Annotated in this window: 15 protein-coding genes, 1 tRNA gene and 2 pseudogenes; 4 read left to right on the top strand and 14 right to left on the bottom strand. The window is 43.6% G+C overall.

From position 1 onward, the window contains the following. The 8 genes and pseudogenes from B9T16_RS14610 to B9T16_RS14575 form a co-directional block, all read right to left on the bottom strand. Window positions 1-783 (bottom strand): annotated as a pseudogene (locus B9T16_RS14610) (hypothetical protein); the annotation flags it as partial. Continuing rightward, window positions 780-2,333 (bottom strand): hypothetical protein, encoded by a 1,554-nt coding sequence (locus B9T16_RS14605; protein WP_410245107.1) that lies wholly within the window; start codon window positions 2,331-2,333, stop codon window positions 780-782. The pseudogene B9T16_RS14610 and the gene B9T16_RS14605, both read right to left, overlap by 4 nt. Beyond that, the gene (locus B9T16_RS14600) at window positions 2,326-3,903 is read right to left on the bottom strand and encodes a DUF2357 domain-containing protein (RefSeq protein WP_410245106.1); all 1,578 of its coding nucleotides are present in this window, start codon (window positions 3,901-3,903) and stop codon (window positions 2,326-2,328) included. Before B9T16_RS14600 ends, B9T16_RS14605 begins: the two co-directional genes overlap by 8 nt. A 6-nt stretch (window positions 3,904-3,909) precedes the next feature. Beyond that, window positions 3,910-6,339 carry an AAA family ATPase gene (locus tag B9T16_RS14595; protein ID WP_410245105.1) on the bottom strand — a complete coding sequence of 810 codons (2,430 nt, stop codon included), beginning with the start codon at window positions 6,337-6,339 and terminating at the stop codon, window positions 3,910-3,912. Window positions 6,340-6,416: 77 nt separating this feature from the next. After that, entirely contained in the window at window positions 6,417-6,539 is a 123-nt protein-coding gene (locus B9T16_RS14590) for a hypothetical protein (RefSeq protein WP_286131411.1), read from the bottom strand. A gap of 62 nt (window positions 6,540-6,601) precedes the next feature. Then, on the bottom strand, window positions 6,602-7,591 hold the full coding sequence (locus B9T16_RS14585; protein ID WP_410245104.1) for a nodulation protein NodZ: 990 nt from the start codon (window positions 7,589-7,591) through the stop codon (window positions 6,602-6,604). Between the two features lie 135 nt (window positions 7,592-7,726). Beyond that, window positions 7,727-8,374 (bottom strand): response regulator, encoded by a 648-nt coding sequence (locus B9T16_RS14580; RefSeq protein ID WP_006618589.1) that lies wholly within the window; start codon window positions 8,372-8,374, stop codon window positions 7,727-7,729. Beyond that, window positions 8,352-9,713 (bottom strand): sensor histidine kinase, encoded by a 1,362-nt coding sequence (locus B9T16_RS14575; protein ID WP_410245103.1) that lies wholly within the window; start codon window positions 9,711-9,713, stop codon window positions 8,352-8,354. The genes B9T16_RS14580 and B9T16_RS14575 overlap by 23 nt, the downstream gene beginning before the upstream one ends. A 174-nt stretch (window positions 9,714-9,887) precedes the next feature. Between B9T16_RS14575 and B9T16_RS14570 the strand changes: the two genes are divergently transcribed. Beyond that, entirely contained in the window at window positions 9,888-10,367 is a 480-nt protein-coding gene (locus B9T16_RS14570; protein ID WP_410245102.1) for a Spy/CpxP family protein refolding chaperone, read from the top strand. A 93-nt stretch (window positions 10,368-10,460) separates the two neighbouring features. Here B9T16_RS14570 and B9T16_RS14565 read toward each other — a convergent pair whose 3' ends face one another. The 3 genes from B9T16_RS14565 to B9T16_RS14555 all read right to left on the bottom strand — a co-directional run bounded on the left by B9T16_RS14565 (window position 10,461) and on the right by B9T16_RS14555 (window position 13,345). Next, window positions 10,461-11,354 (bottom strand): hypothetical protein, encoded by an 894-nt coding sequence (locus B9T16_RS14565; RefSeq protein ID WP_014277125.1) that lies wholly within the window; start codon window positions 11,352-11,354, stop codon window positions 10,461-10,463. A gap of 178 nt (window positions 11,355-11,532) precedes the next feature. After that, a complete protein-coding gene (locus tag B9T16_RS14560) occupies window positions 11,533-12,528 on the bottom strand; it encodes a hypothetical protein (protein WP_006618593.1) in 996 nt (331 codons plus the stop codon). Window positions 12,529-12,673: 145 nt separating this feature from the next. Beyond that, window positions 12,674-13,345 carry an Npun_F0813 family protein gene (locus B9T16_RS14555; protein WP_006618594.1) on the bottom strand — a complete coding sequence of 224 codons (672 nt, stop codon included), beginning with the start codon at window positions 13,343-13,345 and terminating at the stop codon, window positions 12,674-12,676. Between the two features lie 270 nt (window positions 13,346-13,615). Here B9T16_RS14555 and B9T16_RS14550 point away from each other — a divergent pair. Further along, a tRNA-Arg gene (locus B9T16_RS14550) sits at window positions 13,616-13,689 on the top strand. Window positions 13,690-13,954: 265 nt separating this feature from the next. On the opposite strand, the gene B9T16_RS14545 is transcribed toward B9T16_RS14550, so the two are convergent. Beyond that, a protein-coding gene (locus B9T16_RS14545) for an IS630 family transposase (protein WP_410245101.1) occupies window positions 13,955-14,831 on the bottom strand; the annotation gives its coding sequence in 2 pieces (ribosomal slippage) (window positions 13,955-14,017 and window positions 14,019-14,831; 876 coding nt in all). A gap of 300 nt (window positions 14,832-15,131) precedes the next feature. On the opposite strand from B9T16_RS14545, the gene B9T16_RS14540 reads away from it, so the two are divergent. Next, window positions 15,132-15,353: a hypothetical protein gene (locus B9T16_RS14540; protein ID WP_006668133.1), complete on the top strand. Its 222-nt coding sequence runs from the start codon at window positions 15,132-15,134 to the stop codon at window positions 15,351-15,353. A gap of 40 nt (window positions 15,354-15,393) precedes the next feature. Here the strand turns inward: B9T16_RS14540 and B9T16_RS14535 are convergent, their stop codons facing one another. Further along, entirely contained in the window at window positions 15,394-16,092 is a 699-nt protein-coding gene (locus B9T16_RS14535) for a M15 family metallopeptidase (protein ID WP_006619057.1), read from the bottom strand. Window positions 16,093-16,213: 121 nt separating this feature from the next. Beyond that, window positions 16,214-17,509 (bottom strand): adenylosuccinate lyase, encoded by a 1,296-nt coding sequence (gene purB / locus B9T16_RS14530; protein WP_006619058.1) that lies wholly within the window; start codon window positions 17,507-17,509, stop codon window positions 16,214-16,216. 394 nt (window positions 17,510-17,903) lie between these two features. On the opposite strand from purB, the pseudogene B9T16_RS14525 reads away from it, so the two are divergent. Further along, window positions 17,904-18,204, top strand: a pseudogene (locus tag B9T16_RS14525) (mechanosensitive ion channel family protein); the annotation flags it as partial.

Here is an 18,204-nt window from a genome sequence, read left to right as displayed (position 1 = left end):
TCTTTTAATAATAAACTTTTTGGCGAGTGTAAAACTGGATTTTGGTTGCAGATGATCGGGAAAATGACTGATTTGAATTTGTCGATCGCATCTATATTGTTCGACCAAATTGKCGATATCTTCCGGTGGTTGTTCTTCCCGTTTTTGCAGAAATTGAATGGCTTGCTGTAGAGAGGGGGAAAGTTCCGCCAATTCAACCATCAGCAATAATTGAGGCGAAAAAGTGACCCTCGCTGTGTCGGATATGGAGGTCAAAAAATAATCGATTTTGGCGGAATCTTCTAAGTTTTTCCAAGTCCTGACCGCCTCTTTCCAGATATTCTCAGACAGTTKGGGAGATAAATTTGGATGGCGATCGCTATTTAAAATTAAAGTATAAATTCCCTCCTGTTGGGACTCTTGATAGGGAAAAATGGGAATTTGGCGATCGTCCGGTTGCAGCGAAAATTGTGCTTCTTCCCCGTAACTGACAAATCTATACTCGTAAAATTGGGGAGGGGGAAGATTCCGGGAAACTTGGGGATTTAAAATTTGCAACCCCGAAAATTGATATAATTCATTTTCATCTGTCACTTGATGGAACTGTTTTAATAATTCAATTAATACCGAATTAGGCAGAAAATCCAAACCAAAAGATTCTCGCAAAAGCCTAGGAGTCCGCCTCTGGATTTGAGTAGCAACAGCTTCAACCTCCCGCAACAATTCAGCCAGAGAGATGCTAGTCCCCAACCGTGTGGGAGATTCCCGATAAAATATTCCTTTAAATTTACATTCAACTTTCATGATAAAATTACCGTCCTTTCTGTGCTTTCTAATCGAGCAACTTCTAATTTTTGCAACGGCGAATTAGGTCGCCATTGGTCAAAGTCTCCCACCATAATTAAATAATCTTTAGCGCGAGTTAAGACAATTTTTGTTTGTTCCCACGTCAAATTTTTAGGGTCTCCGCTACAGCAAAAAACCACAATTTTTTTCTCTTTACCTCTCCAATTATCAATCGTGTCGATAAAATATTGCGGATATTCCTGCATTAACCCTTCTCGTTCTCTTTCCGACGTGGCAATGATGCCGATATCTTCTCGATTTTTAGGTAAATTTTTTAACCAGTTTGAGATGTTGTGAATTTCCGTTGTTTGCCGAACATCTTGCCAAACCAAGCGATGATTTAAGGACGGTAAATTATAGTATATAGGTTCCGTGTGAGTTTGAATCCAGTCCTTAGAAATTAGCGAATAAACAGGAACCGCAATTTCTGGATGCAAGCGAAACTGTTGAGTTAGTTTATAGGAATAAGCTGGGAGTAAATAGTGAGAGAGAAACGAAAACCCATCAACGCGGGTTAAGGTTTTGGCATGGCGTTGACCTATATAAACATCGCGAACATCGCCGAATAAGACTAATTTCTGAGTTAAACCTGCTAATAAAATCAATTCATCCCAGCTTAAATATTGGGATTCTTCCACAATTACCAAGTCAAATTTGGTTTGCCATAGGGATTGATTTGCCACATTAAAAAACTCTCTAGCCGTTGCCAAGATGGGAATTTGGGGAGTATTTGCTAACTGTTGCGCTAATTTTCCGATTTCCGTTTCTGGGAGACTTCCGAACAGTTGACTGAGGCTCAGTTGTTGTTTGAGTAAGGGAGTCAGCCGTTGTAGTTGAATGGCGAGGATATCCCGCCTAGCTGGGGTTAAATGGGGAAATTCCCCTTGGAGAAGCTGGGAAATTTCCGCGTGAGATTTATTTTCGATTCGCGGTAACCAGGTTTCCAGTTTTGCCGGAGTTCGCAGTTTTGCCAATTCCACATCTGGCAGATAGTAAGCCGGTAAATAGTCCATTTTTGGCTGATATAAGTGATGATTTCGCAGTTGTTCAGCGATTGAGTTTTGATGACTTCCAGATTGATTCAGCCGCAATGGATAGCCGGGTAATTGTTCATAACCATCGAGAACAGTGGGATAATAACTGAGGATTAAAATACGCTTTTCGTGGTTAATGGCAGCAGCAGCTAAACTAGCCGCAATGCGGGTTTTTCCAGTAGCGGGAGAGCCAGAAATTAAGGCGATCGCACTATTTGAAAGACCCATTTCTAAGGCAATTTCCTGATGACCACTCAGCGAATATACCGGAGTAATACTGGGAAAATTTAGACCCGATTCTGGTCGCAAATAGACCCCACCACCACAAACTGTTTCTACAATTAACTTTAGGGGTAATGTTAGTTGTTGATGCAGCAGCGATAACCGTTGCTGTATCGCCTGTATCATTGACCGCGATACCTGTTTAGAATTTAGTAATCTGTCTAAATGCGACCAAAACTGTTGTTCATTCATTATCCGTTAATTGATTAATTAAACCTTTAATAAAGCCAGACATCATATTAACCGTCTGCGTCAAACCGTCCTCCGCGAGAAAATTAGGAGTTGGCATCAGCCAAACTTTTCTGGGGTTCTCAAAATTCCATGAATTGGGTATCTCCGACAAAAATTCATGGGGAGAAACCTGCAAGTAAAAAATCAGTCCGGTTTTAATCTCTGGTTCCTGTTGTTGTTGTTTTGTCAGATAGTTAATACCTTCCAACTCATTACTGGGACGATACCAAAACACCCAAATGGGGATTTTAATTGTCCGAGTAGTCAAACTGGCTGAGGTCAAATCATGAATTTCTAGGTTTAACAGCCAATCTCCCCACCTAATATCATCCGGTTTTTCCAGCCTAAAATTATAAACTTTGTCTTTTAAGAAAACTTGAATTTTTAGATTGCCTTCATTTTGGTGGCTGAAATAACGTCCTTTTTCGGGAACCGTTTGCCGCCATAACTCAGCCGTAGGGTCTACATAAAAATTTGCTAATTTGGTCAATGCCATCAACAAACAGATACCGATAACGTCAGCGAATAACTGATTCCGAAAACCCCAGATTTTTTGCTTTTCCTTTCTTTTCGCTAGATAATCCAAATAGGCGCGATAGAAGCTATTATAAATCGGATGTTGAAGCAAAACGTAATTAGGTTTTAGCAGTTGAAAATGTCTCAAGTTTCTGAGAATTTGCCGGACGTGAGTTTGACTTCTAAAGACTTTAATTGATTTGCTAAAACTGTGGTTATCTGTGGCGTATTCCGAACCCAGGCGAATTGACTCGAAATATAAGATTTTGCCCACAAAATAAATCAGCAATCTGTTCTCAGGTGTGTTATAATCCTGATAGCGTCTAATCGCCATTAACTGTTGACGGGAACCTCCTTTTTCCGCCGCGTTTTTGCCAGGACGGCGGGTATAGTCTCGCAAACAATAAGCGTCCATTTCTTGAATGCGTCCGATGGGGGTTAATTCCGCTCTCCGTCGCAGTTGTTGCCGCATTTTGGGAGTAATGACTTGTAGCTTTTGGTTTAATTCATAGCGATTTTGCAACGTGATAATTAAAGGTTTTTGTGCATCTTGAATTTTAGCATCTTGGTAGGGTAAATCTAGGAGGCGAACTCTGGCTTGGTTTCCCAATTTTTCCGCCACCAAGTTTTCCCACAAACCCGTCAAAACTGGTAAGCATCTGGAGACCGTATCATCAAAACGATCGCCTAATTTTTCCTCCCAGATTTTCCCTTGATTTTCGTCCTCACAATTATCGCGATCGCACACCTCATCAGCCACCTTAATTATTACCGAAGTCGGCTCCAAAGTCAACTCGTATAGCAATCTATTATCGTGATGTTCCAGGTCAGATATTTCCCAATAAGGAAAAGCAATTTCATACAATCCCCCACCGAGAGCGATCGCTTCCTTACCGGTCAAATTTTCGGCTTTATCTACCCTAATAATAGGGCGATCGCACACCCGTAAAACCTGATCATTAGGCACAGGATTAGCGCCATTCAGATATGCGAATAAACTCGGATAAATTTGCATTGTTCTCTACTCCTCCGGATAAATCAAACCTTTCCACTCAAATTGACCCGTCGAACTATTCCTAGACCTTTCAAAAGCCCTAGTCAAAGGTTCATCCCCCAATTGCTCAATCAATTGTTTCATCTCCTCCAATTCTTCGTGATAATCATCAATCATCAACCCCCGCAATTTCGGCAATAACTTCTGTCCAAATTGGTCAGCCAAAGCATAGCGAAACTCAGCCGAGTTAACCTCTGAAACTCCCGGATAATTAACCACATATTGAGTGATAGCTTGATAAACGCGATGAGCAAAAGGATGTCCGATTTTCTCCATCACATTATTGGCTCTATCCAAATATTCTTTAACTTTGCGAACCACAGGAGAATTAACTTGTGGTCTTCTCCTCCAAGCCTTAAACTTTTCATAATCCAAATAGCCTGAAGATTTATTAACTTGATTACTGTTGTTACTGTCTTCCCGCAGCCTCAAATTTTCTGGCTTACTAAAAGTTAAAACATTCGCTCTATCTAGCACCTTATCCGATAAAGTTTGGGTAGTTTCATCCTCATTCATTGTCCCCACAAATAAAAACTCTTCTGGAATTCTAAGGCGACGTTCTTCCTCCCTCAGCGGCAAACTTCCCAAATCAATCTCTAAATAAGTGTCCCCGGAACGACGGCTTTCTAACTTAGAAAGAAAATCACTGAAATAATATTCAACCCGCGCCAAATTCATCTCATCTAGCAACACGATAACGATTCGATTTTGCATCTGATTATCATGATTGTATTGATACAAACCTCGCATCAAATCCGTCGGTTTAAATTTCTTTTCAATGTAATTATAGAACCCTTGCAAATCTTGCGGAGAATCCCAACGGGGTTGCACCGCCAAAGTCAAACACTGTGCGCCAATAAAATTGGCGTACCGTTGGGGAAGTTCACTTTTTCCAGTCCCACTAATCCCCGCTAAAACCACTAAAGCCGAGATATCCTGCACTTTTAAAGAAGTGTGAAAAGCATTGACTACCCGCCGAGGAAATGTCAAGCCTTGTAAGTTCAGGAATTCTGTAAAACTTTGTAAAAATTGCTGTTCTACATTTACGCTATTGCCGATATTAAATCGTTTTGTCGGCAAATGATTCCACAACTTATCCTTGAGCGCCTTCATCGCCACTTCAGTGCTATTACTGAGATTTTCTAATTCTCCTTTCAAACCATCAATCTCTTCTTGATGTCTCTGTTTTTCCTCTTGTAATTGAGCGTTTTTAACTCGCAAGCCATTCATAGTTATATTAGCCGTATTTATGTTATGCTCTATATCTTGTAAATCCAACATTTTTCTGCGAATTTCAGCATTCAGATTTCTGATTTGCCTTCTTAAATTTTCAATTTCTTGATAATCTTGTTGGTGTTGCTGAATTACCTGTAAAATTCGTTGCTTTTCACCTTCCAAACGCTGAATTTCTGGACGTAGCTGCTCGATTCTGGTTTGCAAGTGTTGCTGTTCAGCAGATAAAGCATCATAACTCGCCCTGATAACTTCCAATTCCTCTTGTCGAGTCTGAAGGGTTTGCAGTGCCTCCGTCCTAGCTTTAATTTGCTCTGTGAGTTCCCTTAATTGAGCCGTTTTAGCGTGATATTGCACTTCAATTTGGGCGAGGGAATTTCGGTGTTGCTGAATCACCTGTAAAATTTGTTGCTTTTCACCTTCCAACCCCTGAATTTCTGGACGTAGCTGCTCGATTCTGGTTTGCAAGTGTTGCTGTTCAGCAGATAAAGCATCATAACTCGCTCTGATAACTTCCAATTCCCCTTGTCGAGTCTGAAGGGTTTGCAGTGCCTCCGTCCTAGCTTTAATTTGCTCTGTGAGTTCCCTTAATTGAGCCGTTTTAGCGTGATATTGCACTTCAATTTGGGCGAGGGAATTTCGTTGATTCGCTAACTCTTGTAACTGGGAATTAAGAGCCGTCACTTCACCTTCTAATCCACTTTTTTGTTGGCTCAGTTCTCCGATTTGAGTTGCCATTTTTTCTAACGTCTCTAATTGGGGATTACTGATTCTGAGTCTCTCTAGGCGAACCTTTAAATCCTGTTCTTGCTGTTCAATTTCCTTAACTCTGTTTTGCACATCATTTAAATCATGCCTTTTATTAGTTAGCTGACCTTCGGTTTGGCTCAATTTTTGGGTCAATTTATTGTGTCTATCTGTAATTTCTTTAACTTTTGATAATAGCTGTTGATGTTCTTGTTTTAAATCCTGGATTTGTTGTTGAGTTTTTATGACTTCTTCGCTAGATTTTTTGATGCTTTGAATGGCAAATGTTGCACCCCCTAATCCCCCCAATGTACTTCCGAATATGGTACTCCAAGCGTCTCGGGAGGGGGAAATAAAGAATACAGCCGCACCTCCCACCAGACAAGAACCACCGACGATCGCCAAATTTTTGATCATCCCAGATACCCTTAATTCTTTGATTTATACTATCCTATCGGCGCAGCATAGAAAAATTACGCAAATTCAGGCACAAGTTATGTAAATTTTTGTAAACATCCCCCATTACAGTCTAGGGTAGAAGTCCAGAAAATCTCTAATCTCTTCTGGGGAATTTCACCAACACTTAAACCTGACACCCCCATTATAATAGTGTTCATAAGCCCTCCCCCATCAGCCACTGACTTCTATAATTGGCGATCGCCGATTTTCGCGGGTGTATTCATCCCCCCCCAATATTCAGCTTCTTAGCTAGATTTTTCAGCTTGAGTTGCACTCGTTTAATTAGTGGTTTTTGGGTATCAATATCATGGCGAATAGCCTGGGGTTTATCCATTAACAGACTCGCCAATAAACCAAAAGATGAGCGCGATGCAAATAGTAACTCATCACAAGCAGCCAGCAAATATAAATCTACCAGAGCCTCAATGCCATTTTTAATTAAGTCCTCGCATTCTTCGGGATTTTGATGCAGTCGTTTTCCCGAAGCAGAAAACCACTTATTAGTTGAGATGATATCCGGGAATTTCGGTTTAAATGAAGACAGAACCTCTTGAGAATCTGTGGCTACAAATATCTTATATTTTGGATGTTTTAACTTAACCGAGTTGATAATTAATGCTAGAGATGATTCTACCTCTGATAAAGGCACCTTCATATCCGAGTAGCGAATATGCACAGCTATCATATAATCAGCAAAATAGTCTCGTTTAAATTCCTCAACTTGTAACCGAATATCCTCTTTTAAACTGAGGTTAGACTGTAACACCCACTGGAGAATTTCCAGATTATTCATTGAGGCAAAACGACTAGCTGACCCAGTAAATAAAGGGCGCATAAAACTAATTTTATGGGTATAAGCCGACAACACGATAATACTTTCCGTATAATCCAAACTAGACACATCAAAGGACAGGTCTTTATAGCAACGAAGACCCGACTCATTGATGACAGAACCCAAAGACCGATCAAGTTTATTTTGCCAATGGGTAGGATAAATCGAATCGGTGGCGGGTAACACTCCCACTGACTGTGCTACCGGACAGTCGAAATACCGAAAAAATAAGTTTGTTCCACTATTAGAATAACTACCATCCCGCCAATCAACTACCAACTGACGACCACTCAACTGAGCATATAAAATCCCCGTGGCTACGGCAAAAACACGATTACCAATCCCTGATGTTCCCTTGACAACAATATAGTTAGCCATAGTTATGATTATTGGTAAAGTTATGATGATTAACTTAGCACGATTGTACTATTTTGGGAGTCGATCGCCACTCCAGACCCGGAAGCCTAGCACGGCGATTGATGGTATCTCAGAGCCAATTATCCAGGAGGTTGATCATCCACCCAGAATTGGGTATTTATTAGCCAGCAAAGCCACCTGAGTGCGATCGCGTAAATTCAGGCGGCTTAAAATACTAGAAACATGATTTTTAACAGTTCTCTCGCTAATAAATAACTCCTGGGCAATTTCTCGGTTACTGTAACCCTTACCAATTAACCGTAAAACCTCCAATTCCCTAGGAGTTAAATCTTGTAAATACCCTGGTAAAGGTTCATCCCTAGAAGGTTTAGATTTAGCAGCCATCACCTTCTCAAATAAACCAGGTCCTAACTGTGTATATCCTTGATAAACTGCCCGAATAGCTTGGGCTAGTTCATCAGAAGGGGTATCCTTTAATAGGTATCCCTTCGCGCCAGATTCCATAGCTTGGGTGATATATTCATCATCATCAAAAGTTGTCAATACCAAAACCTTAATTTCCGGCTGTTGTTCAGCAAGCGATCGCATAGCCGCCACCCCATCCATAATTGGCATTCGCACATCCATTAACACCACATCCGGCTTTAATTTTAACGCTAATTCCACCGCCACTTTCCCATTCTCAGCCTCTCCCACTATTTCCAAGTCTGGTTTCGCTTCTAATAAACTCCGTAAACCTTCCCGAATAATCCCCTGATCATCAACTAATAGAACTCGAATCATCATCCTGATTTTTCCCGATTTTCACTTCAATTTTACACCCTTCACCGGGAGAACTATTTAAGCTGAAATCCCCCCCCACAGCCATCACCCTTTCCCCCATACCTTGCAAACCAAATCCCGTCGTATTTTGCCCAGGATTAAAGCCACAGCCATCATCGTCAATTTGTAAATAAAATTCTCGGTTATTTTCTGAGATAATTAGCTGCACTTTTTTGGCTTTGGCGTGCTTAGAAATATTCGTAAAGGCTTCCTGAATTACCCTATATAAAACGATAGAAATATCAAGGGGTAATGTATCCCCGATTTGTAAATGAGATGCTACCGGGACTGATGTGGTCGCCTCAAACTCAGAAATTAGCTGTGATAGAGCCTGCCCAAAAGACTCTTGTAGAGGGTGCGATCGCCAAGCCCTCACCGATGCCCGCACCTCTTTTAAGGCTTCCTTCCCCAACTCCCTAGCTTGTTGGAGATGTCGGGCAGCCCGTTGTTTATCCTCAGCTAAAAATAAAGCCACATTTTCCAATTGAATACTTTGGGCAGTCAAATTGTGACCTACAGAATCATGAATTTCCCGGGCGATGCGATTACGTTCTTGATTAATTGCTCGATCCTCAATCAACATCGCATATTCCCTTAACTTTTGATTAGCTTCCGCCAATTTCTGGCGACTTTCTTGCTCTGATAATAGCGCTCCCACTAATAATAAAATAAACAGCAATACTAACCCAAATAAAACACTAGAATTAAAAGTCAGAGTCAATACTAGCCCCTGAATTGGGTCAGCCCAATTATCAGCCAGAGGTCTCAGGCGCAGAAATACCCACAGCAGAAATAAGCCATAAGCAAAAATAGCCACCGCAATGCGATCGCGCCAGGAAAATAACAGACAGGCGCGAATAACCACCACCAGCAACAGGGCGGAGAAAAAACTCACCCCCCGCCCCCCAAATACCACCGCCAACCAACTAAACGTAAACCCACAGGCGATATATACCCACCGGATCGCAGGTCTGCCCGATCGCTCAGGTAATCTCAAGCCCATTACACCCAAACTGCCAATACTAACCAAAATCCCCAAGGGAAACCGACGACTACGGTAGTGTCGTCTATGGCGGTTCTGGGGGCGATCAGGGTATGGCGATCGCTCCGGTCGATCGGTTACAGTCTCTGGTCTGTCTGGTCTGTGGATTTGACGATGAACCCTGTAGCCCTCCCCTCCAGGACTCTGAGTATATGGCAGGGGGCTAAAAGCCGTTAACAGGGCGATCGCCAACAGCACCCACTCCAAATACAGCAGCAAGGGTACTGGAAAACTCGAACGACCAAATATATTTTTCACGCGCAGCCAACCCCCCAGGTATCTCTTTTGGTACTTTAGGACTATCAGCAACCGTTACCTTTGACCTATCATAATTGGGTATTCTGATCGAGGCGATCGCCGGTTGTATCTACCTACAATGGGGTTAAAGCTCAAACCGAGTTGATAATCTCAAAGATGTTCCAGGATATAAATATGAATATGCAACGCTTATTTTCTCTAATGGCTGCCACCGCCTTAATTGTCCCCATAACTGCCAGCGTCGCCTTTGCTGGTCCCCGTAAAGGTGAATGCTTTGATAGTCTCAGCCTGACTCCCCAACAACAGGAACAGATCCAAGCAATTCGCGATCGCGCCGCCACTTCCTCAGAACGTCAACGGCAGGAACTCCAAGCCAGTCGGGAACAAATGCGATCGCTACAACAAAGCAACGCCAGTCCCGAACAATTGCGCCAACAGCGTCAAAGAATCCAAGAGTTGAGTCGCGCCTTGAGTGACCAGCGGTTCGATACCATGTTAGAAATGCGGGAAGTTCTCACCCCAGAACAGCGATCGCAACTCCAGGAAAGAATGGGGGAACGTCCGGGTCGTGGTCCTGGTGGTCCTGGCGGTCTTGGCACTGGCGGTGGTCCGGGTCGTGGTCCGGGTCGTGCTCTTCCTGGTAGTGGTCGTTAGAATAGCCATCAAGCCAATTAACTAACTGCTCACCAATAGGAACAGGAAACCGGGCTTGTCAAAGCTGTTTCCTGTTCCCTCAATTAACCCAACTCAAAAGTGATAAACCTGACCGTCAATCAACAACCTAGTGATTCCCTTCGCTTGTAAATGGGGGGCTGTTTTTTGTAGTAACCTGCCATCAGGAACCTTAAAAACCCGCTGATTGCGTGCCGAAAACCGACTAGCCACCCGATGATTATCAAAAACAGGCAGAGTTTTTTCCAGAATTTCTTCCGACGGGATACGCCCCAACTCCGCAAAAGCCTTCAAAGGCTTAACAATCAGTTCCGAAGCCCGATCAATCACCAAATAGCAAATCTTAGGTAACTCAGCCTCAGTCAGGGGCAGAATTTGGACTAAGCTGTTAGCATCAGGGGTAAGGGGGCGATCGAACAAATCCTGATCATTGTCCCCATAATCCTCATCCTCATCCTCCTCATCCTCATCATCATCATCAAAATCGCTAAATTCTTCCCCCGAAAACAACTCCGGTGTGATTAACTCCCCCATCTCATCATTTGATGTTGTCAGATTTGGCTGTTTCAGCAATGGTCCAGGGATCGTTTCCACAGAATTTGACTCTTGGGTTGTTTCTGCTGCTTCTCTCTCAGGTTCTAATACCGATGAGCTTTTCCGCAGGCGGACTCCGTTGGTAGCATCAGAATCTAACTTAGAATCTGAGGACTTAAATGCTTGAGACTCCCCATCATTCAATTCGGATCTGCTGTCCTTGAGTTGGGGTTTTCTCTGATTTCGTAACCGTTGCTTCTGATGAGTTAGAACATCATAAACATCCCGTGGGACGGCACTTTGTAGAATACGTCTTACCGTAGAACTACTCACCCCGAACTTTTCCGCTAGGGCGATCGTTGTTTCCTCGGGTACATCTTGATAGAGCCTAACGATTTCCTGTTTTTGGGAGTCAGAAAGTTTTGAGGATGTCATCAGATTTGGTCTAAATTGGACATTGGAGTTAATTTCCACAGGCTTAGAAGGGATCCCCCTAAGTGCGATCGCCTCTTTGGCTAATTTTCTCTACAGATTTTCTTGAACGATTAGGAACATCAAAACTTGAAGTTCTCTGAAAAATCCAGCGACAAAACTAGACATATCAACTTTCATTCTAGCCTCTGCTGGCGCGTCTACGTCGGCTTTGGCGAGAACGAGTTGATATGTCATATTCTAGGACCGCACCGATCACAAACAAAATGCCAGTAAAGACAAAAAACACTTCTAGCAAGTTGCCACTTTCATACTCAATTTCGACCCGAGAATCAGACCATTTAAAGTAAGTATCCGCCACATACAGCGAGAAGATAGCAAAGGCTATCATACGCCAGGACTGAGAAAAGCGCCCTCCCCAAAAAGCCAGAATCAGGGCAGTTGCTAGAATCAGCAACACCACATCACCATAGATGTAAAACAAATTCAGCCAAAATCCCAGAGGTTCAAGTTGAGCATCAACTGCCAGCACCCAATCTGGGGCCGTACTTTCTTCTTCCTCCTCAGCCATGGCTTCATCAACCATAGCCACTCCATTAGGGGTAGTGACTATCTGTTCCTGACCCGGGGGTTCTTCAGTAGTCCCTAACAGCCCAAAAAATGACGGATCAGCTACCCAGGTTGCCAAAGTTATACCAGCGATCGCCACACCAGCCAGAGTCGCCCACTGCCAAACCTCCAGATTTAGGCGTTTAGAAGTCACCGCCGTAACCATTCCCCAGCCAAACAACAAATAGCTGAGGACATAGAACCCATCCCCTAGGGAAACCACCGGGTCAAGGTTCCATACCAGTTCCCATAAACCAAATAGTAAACCTCCCATAAAATAAAACAGTGATCCTAGACCAATTCCCAGCCAGACATTGCGTCCGCTGACCATTTGGGGGCTACGCCAATTTCTATAGCAAACCAGTGCAGCCATCAGAAAAGCACCCAATTCAAAGACATAAGTGCCAATGGAATACCATAAAGGTCGTTCTTCCCCCGGCGCACTTACACTAAACAGCAGGAAGAACAACAGAGCCAGAACCACCCAGGTGATGCCAAATATCAGCAGATTTTGCGGAGATACCAGAGATGATATAACCGATGATTTTTGTTGTGACGTGCTACTCATAGCGATACAATAACAAGAAATCTACAGTTGAAAACCATTACTAAACCAGATCGCAATAGATTTGCCCAAGAATACTCATTCAAAAACTCATCTCAATTCGAGCCTCCCATATTTAGATACCAAAACCAAAAAATCCTAACATTACTTAACTTATCTCCCAGAGATTTCCCAGAGTAGATTCACCCAGCCAACTGATAAATGAATCCCGATCTTCTTGGGCCAAGTCCTGTAGAACTTCATCTAAGCCTTCTGCAAAGCTAGTATTTCCGAAGTAGCTCTTACCCAGACGGTAAACTTCTTCTAGCAATGTTTTCAGGTTATTTTCATTCCAGGAAGGAATTTGTAAACTTTCCAGGGGGTCTTTGGTCAAAAGAGTTTTGACCGCCTCTGAGTTATCATGGGCGGGAAATTTCCCTTTTTGAAGAATCTTGAGCAGATCCTTTTCAAAGGCTACAGCTTGTCTTGACCCCAATAAATCCTCAACATCAAAGTAAACTGCTTGTAAGACCAATAGAGAAGCGCGAATGAGGCCTGATACCTTAGCATCAGTACCTCCACCCCCCTCACTACCGAGTTGTTCAAGGCGAACTTTACCCCAAACACTATAGCGTTCTGGTTCTTCGAGTAGTACGCAGGCTTTACCCCGGTTATCAGTCAAGTCCCGCCAATAAGCTCTGGCTTCGCTTTCTTGCTGAACAGTGAAAACCTTCATCAGACGGAACGTCTGCCCTTGATAATAGAGAATGGGAATCTGTTGATCCCGATTGGGGTGTTGGATCGTGGAGATCTCAACATCCTGTCGTTTCAGAATAAACATAACACTATGTACCTACTCTTGGCAGAGTTGCAGGTCGGCCGTGTTTGTTATTGTAGTGCTTGTTGAACCCATGGCGCTATAATCTCCAATGTGGCAAACTTAATCATCCCAGATAATTTTTGCCAGTCAACTGTCAATCTCGATCGCTTTTATGTTATCATCTACACGTGTCCATTGATAATCAAGCCTTGGGACTTGAGTTGACTTGATTTAGGTTGATACTAGTTGATACTATAGGTGTCAACTTAAGGTAAAATGCAAGACTTGCCTGGGTGTGTAACTCAGCTGGATAGAGTAGCGGCCTTCTAAGCCGTTTGTCGTAGGTTCGAGTCCTACCACACCCGTTTACTGTAAACCCTTATCCTGACTACTATCGCGTGATATCGCTCAACCCGATAGTGGTACCGTTGCGCACAAAATACACTTCATTAAGTCTTAACACACAGGATAATTAGCGCATATCCCTTAGCAACAAATCTTAATTATTGACGGGTTAATCAATAAGCAGTTATGGTCGAAAGGGAAGTCGCCTTCCCCAACTCCAATTCAAAACCGTGCTTGCGAGTTTCCCAGCACACGGCTCCTGATGTATAGCATTAGTCAAGGTGGTTAGGACGCAGCTGGGAGAACGGAATCCATGGCATCATCGAGAGAATCAAACTGCTCACGTGCAGTGGCGAATGCGGGCTTTCAACCATGACCAACATTTCTCTATCTTGTTGAGGTCTGGCGAATAAGGCCGAAGATAGAGTAAACGGCATGGAGCTGCCTCCACCAGTTCAGCCTGCCGCCCCCCTTTATGAAACGTTGCATTGTCAAATACTAGAGTCTGACCTGGCTTCAATGTTGGAATTAAGATGAACTCCAACCACAACTCAAACACTGTCCGATTACAACAACCCTCAAAGCGATCGGGGGCTAAGAGTTGTTGATGACACCATGCGGCTATATAGCTCACCCTGCCCTGCCTCTTCCCGGATTTGAGGACATCGAAGCGTTGTCCTTGCTCACAGTAACCATAAGGATAATCCGAGTCTTGACTATTCATGCCAGCTTCATCGAGGTAAACCAACCCTTCCGGCTCCATATGTTSAATCTGAGCAATAAACTCCTCTCGCTGTTGCTGATCACGTTCTTGGTAGCCGTAAGTTTTTTTTCTGGTGAAGCCAATTTTCTTCAAGGCTCTGGATATGGTGCGAGGAGAGATGTCGTCATCCCAAAGTTGAGCCATTTGAGCGGAGGTTTTGTGGCCATGCTCTTGGGCAAAAGCCTTGAATTTATGCCAGTCGGTAATTTTGTGGTTATTGCCAGGTCGGTGATTAGGTTTAGGGAGGAAGTCTCCGGTCTGTGCTTTTCTTTGCAGCCAGAGATTAATGGTGTTCCGGCTGACATGGAAAACTTGACTGGCTTCTGTTTTGGGCATACCGTCTAGTTCAATTGCATTAATAACTTTTTGTCTGAGGTYGTAACTATAGGGGGCTGGCATTTTTGGTCTTCTTAGTCATCTCGTCCTCTCCATTATACGTCCTAACTTTCCTGTCTGGTGCTATAGATGTGTTATTGGGAAAAAGCCCCGCTGATTTGTTGGTCAAGCGGGGCTTTTTACTGTTGAAAGTTTGAATGTAGGATAGAAATAGTCCGGTCGCTGACCCGATGCTAGGGAACTCTACCATCGCAGCCAGGTAAAGCTCTGTAAAGAGTTTGGCGTTATTCACGGGATCTTCATATTTTCCCATTAGGCTTGATGTTGTAGCCCAAACCCTGCATCCCCCTGGAGGTAGAAATTATGCCATCAGTGTATCTAGCACTACTTATATTAACATTTGGCTCTCTTTTGGTGTATATGCAAACATCCGAAGATATTCCCTTTGTTTTGGCAGGATTAACCGGAATTGTTTGTTTTATATGGGGTTTCGCCTTTGCACACTGGAGCCTACAAATCTTAATTGTTTTGGGTCTATTAAAACTATATAAACTCCACATTCCTGATAGTCTCACTTCCCGGTAATGGACAAAATACCCCTGAACTATCAGGGGTATTTTTACTTTTAAGGTACTCGGTCAAGACTGACATTAAGTAAACCATACCTTTCCCAGCCTTGAGCATCAAAATGCCACCATTCAGTCATTAATGGTTCAAAGCCATATTGTTTCATTTTCAACTCTAATAAGTTGCTATTGCGACGGACTTGGGGTTCATTGCCTGTGTAATCTCTCCAGGCTTTCTCGGTAAAATCATCGTAATCTGTAGGCATTTCCAGAGGTTGACCAGTTCTCAAATCTACTAGAGTCAAATCAACCGCCGCGCCGCGATTGTGACGGGAACCCCGCGCCGGATTACCTACATAACGGGAATCTGGGAGAATTTGCCACATTTGCCAGGTCACAGACCAAGGGCGATAACAATCATAAACCATTAACCCTAATCCCATGGTTTCTAGGTCTTTTTGTACCTCCGAAAGTCTTTGGGCGAAAGGGAGACGCAGGAGACATCGAGGCACCGGGTAAAGGGTTCGGTTTAAAAAATTATTGGCGGTTGCATAGCGAATATCTAAGCGAATATTGCGATTGACAGATTGAATATCTACCAGTCGATTAGCTGATGAAACTTGACTATAATCTGTAATTAGATTAGGGGGAGGTGTTTGGGCGATTAAAGGCTGGCTGTAAGCTGGTTCTGCCCACAAGTTAGATGACCAAAATACCAGGAAAAATGTAATGATAATTAACGGGATTTTTCTTACCATATTACCTGCCTTTTATCAAGATGTTAGGGGGTTAAATGTAGATCAATTTAATCTGCAATCAGGGAATTATTAACTAAGTATTGATATGGATACTAAGAGTAAATTCCCTGAGCCAGAGGACTTAGATGCTTAATCTTTGATAGATTTCATCTAAATGTTTCAGGTGATGTTCAGCCCGAAAACAGGATTCAATTTCTTCTGGGGATAGGTAAGACTGGATGGCAGAGTCTTGGCTAATTAATTTATGAAAATCCCCGTCAGGAGTATTCCAAGCCTGATGAGCGCAGGATTGAACAATGCGATAAGCCTCCTCCCGACTCATGCCTTTTTCGACTAGGGTAAGTAAGACGCGCTGGCTGAAGACTACGCCACCATAGAGGTTCATATTCCGCTTCATGTTGTCAGGATAAACCAGAAGATTTTTCACCAAATCTGTGATTTCTACTAACATGAAATGGGTAATAATGGAGGCATCGGGTAAAATCATGCGTTCGACAGAACTATGGGAAATATCCCGTTCATGCCAGAGGGCCACATTTTCTAAGGCGGCGATCGCATGACCACGCACAATGCGGGCTAGTCCGGTGAGGCGTTCGCTACGGATAGGGTTGCGTTTGTGAGGCATAGCAGATGAGCCTTTTTGACCCCGTGCGAAAAATTCCTCTACTTCTAAAACGTCTGTACGTTGCAGGTTGCGGATTTCTACGGCAAATCTCTCAATGGAAGCAGCCAGCAAGGCGAGGGTTTGCACATATTCAGCATGAATATCTCGGGAAATTACCTGAGTTGAGGCGGTGTCGGGTTGCAGTCCCAGTTTTTGACAGGCGATCGCCTCTACCCTCGGATCAACATTAGCATAGGTTCCCACCGCCCCGGAAATCTTACCTACAGCGATTTGTTGTCGCAGACGTATGAGACGTTCCCGGTTGCGACAGACTTCGGCTAACCATCCGGCTAGTTTGAAGCCAAAGGTGATGGGTTCGGCGTGAATACCATGCGATCGACCAATCATCACGGTATTTCGATGCTGTTGCGCCTGATAGCGAATGGCTTGGGCTAGGGTCTCTACCTGTTCGAGAAGTAAATCCGTACTAGCTACCAGTTGCAAAGCTAGGGCTGTGTCTAAAACGTCGGAACTCGTTAACCCTAGGTGAATGTAGCGTCCAGCATCCCCAACATATTCGTTAACATTGGTGAGAAAGGCAATCACATCATGGCGCACTTGGGCTTCAATTTCTAGGACGCGCGCTAGGTCAAAATTGGCTTTGGCTTTAATTTCCTCCACGGCTGACTCTGGAATATAGCCGAGTTCGGCTTGGGCTTCACAGGCGGCAATTTCCACCTGTAGCCACGTTTTTAGCTTATAGTTGTCTGTCCACAGCGAACCCATTTCGGGTAAGGTATAGCGTTCAATCATTGGGATTGTCAGAACTCTGTTGATTTTTAAGGCTAGTGTCTAAAATTCTCTACTGGCTAGGGTTTAGCGGGTTTTGGCTTAATCGGGAAGTTTGAACACCCGACGATCGCAAAATCACAGCTCCTCGACCAATATTTCATTTTGACATACCACCGTGCCTAAGATTACTAGATTCCCGGTCTGTCAACACCGATCAATCTGGGGATGTATCATGGGTGCATTTGGGAGACCCCCAGATCACCAGCCAGCCCACCCCCAGGACCACTAATCAGCTATGCCTTTTGAGATATTCCTTTCAGCCTGTTGTCAGCTTAGGGGCTTAACATAAAATTAGCAAGCGCTATAATATCAGAGTTTTGTCTTGTCCTGACTCTCTTGAGGTGCTATCGGCTATATGATGAAAGGAAAATTTTATAGGTTTCATCGAGTAATTAAATGGTTTGCGATCGGTTTATTAGCCGTGGGGATGTTCGCCCCTTGGGGAACTGCAGCGATCGCACAATTGCCACCCCTTCCCACATTTCAGGATATCACGAGAGTCAGTAACCCTCGGATTCGAGCTAGAGCCTGTGCTAACTTATTTTGTGCCCCGGTTAGACTCGATAATCGCAGCATCCTTGAATTCACTTCTCAACCTACTATCTCCCCAGATCATCCTCAAGCTTTTGACGTTCAGCAGAAAGTTCAACGCATTG

Source organism: Arthrospira sp. PCC 8006 (assembly GCF_046480465.1).
Taxonomy (GTDB): domain Bacteria; phylum Cyanobacteriota; class Cyanobacteriia; order Cyanobacteriales; family Microcoleaceae; genus Limnospira; species Limnospira platensis.
Note: the sequence above shows the minus strand (reverse complement) of the source record. Positions and strands in the feature narration are given on the sequence as shown.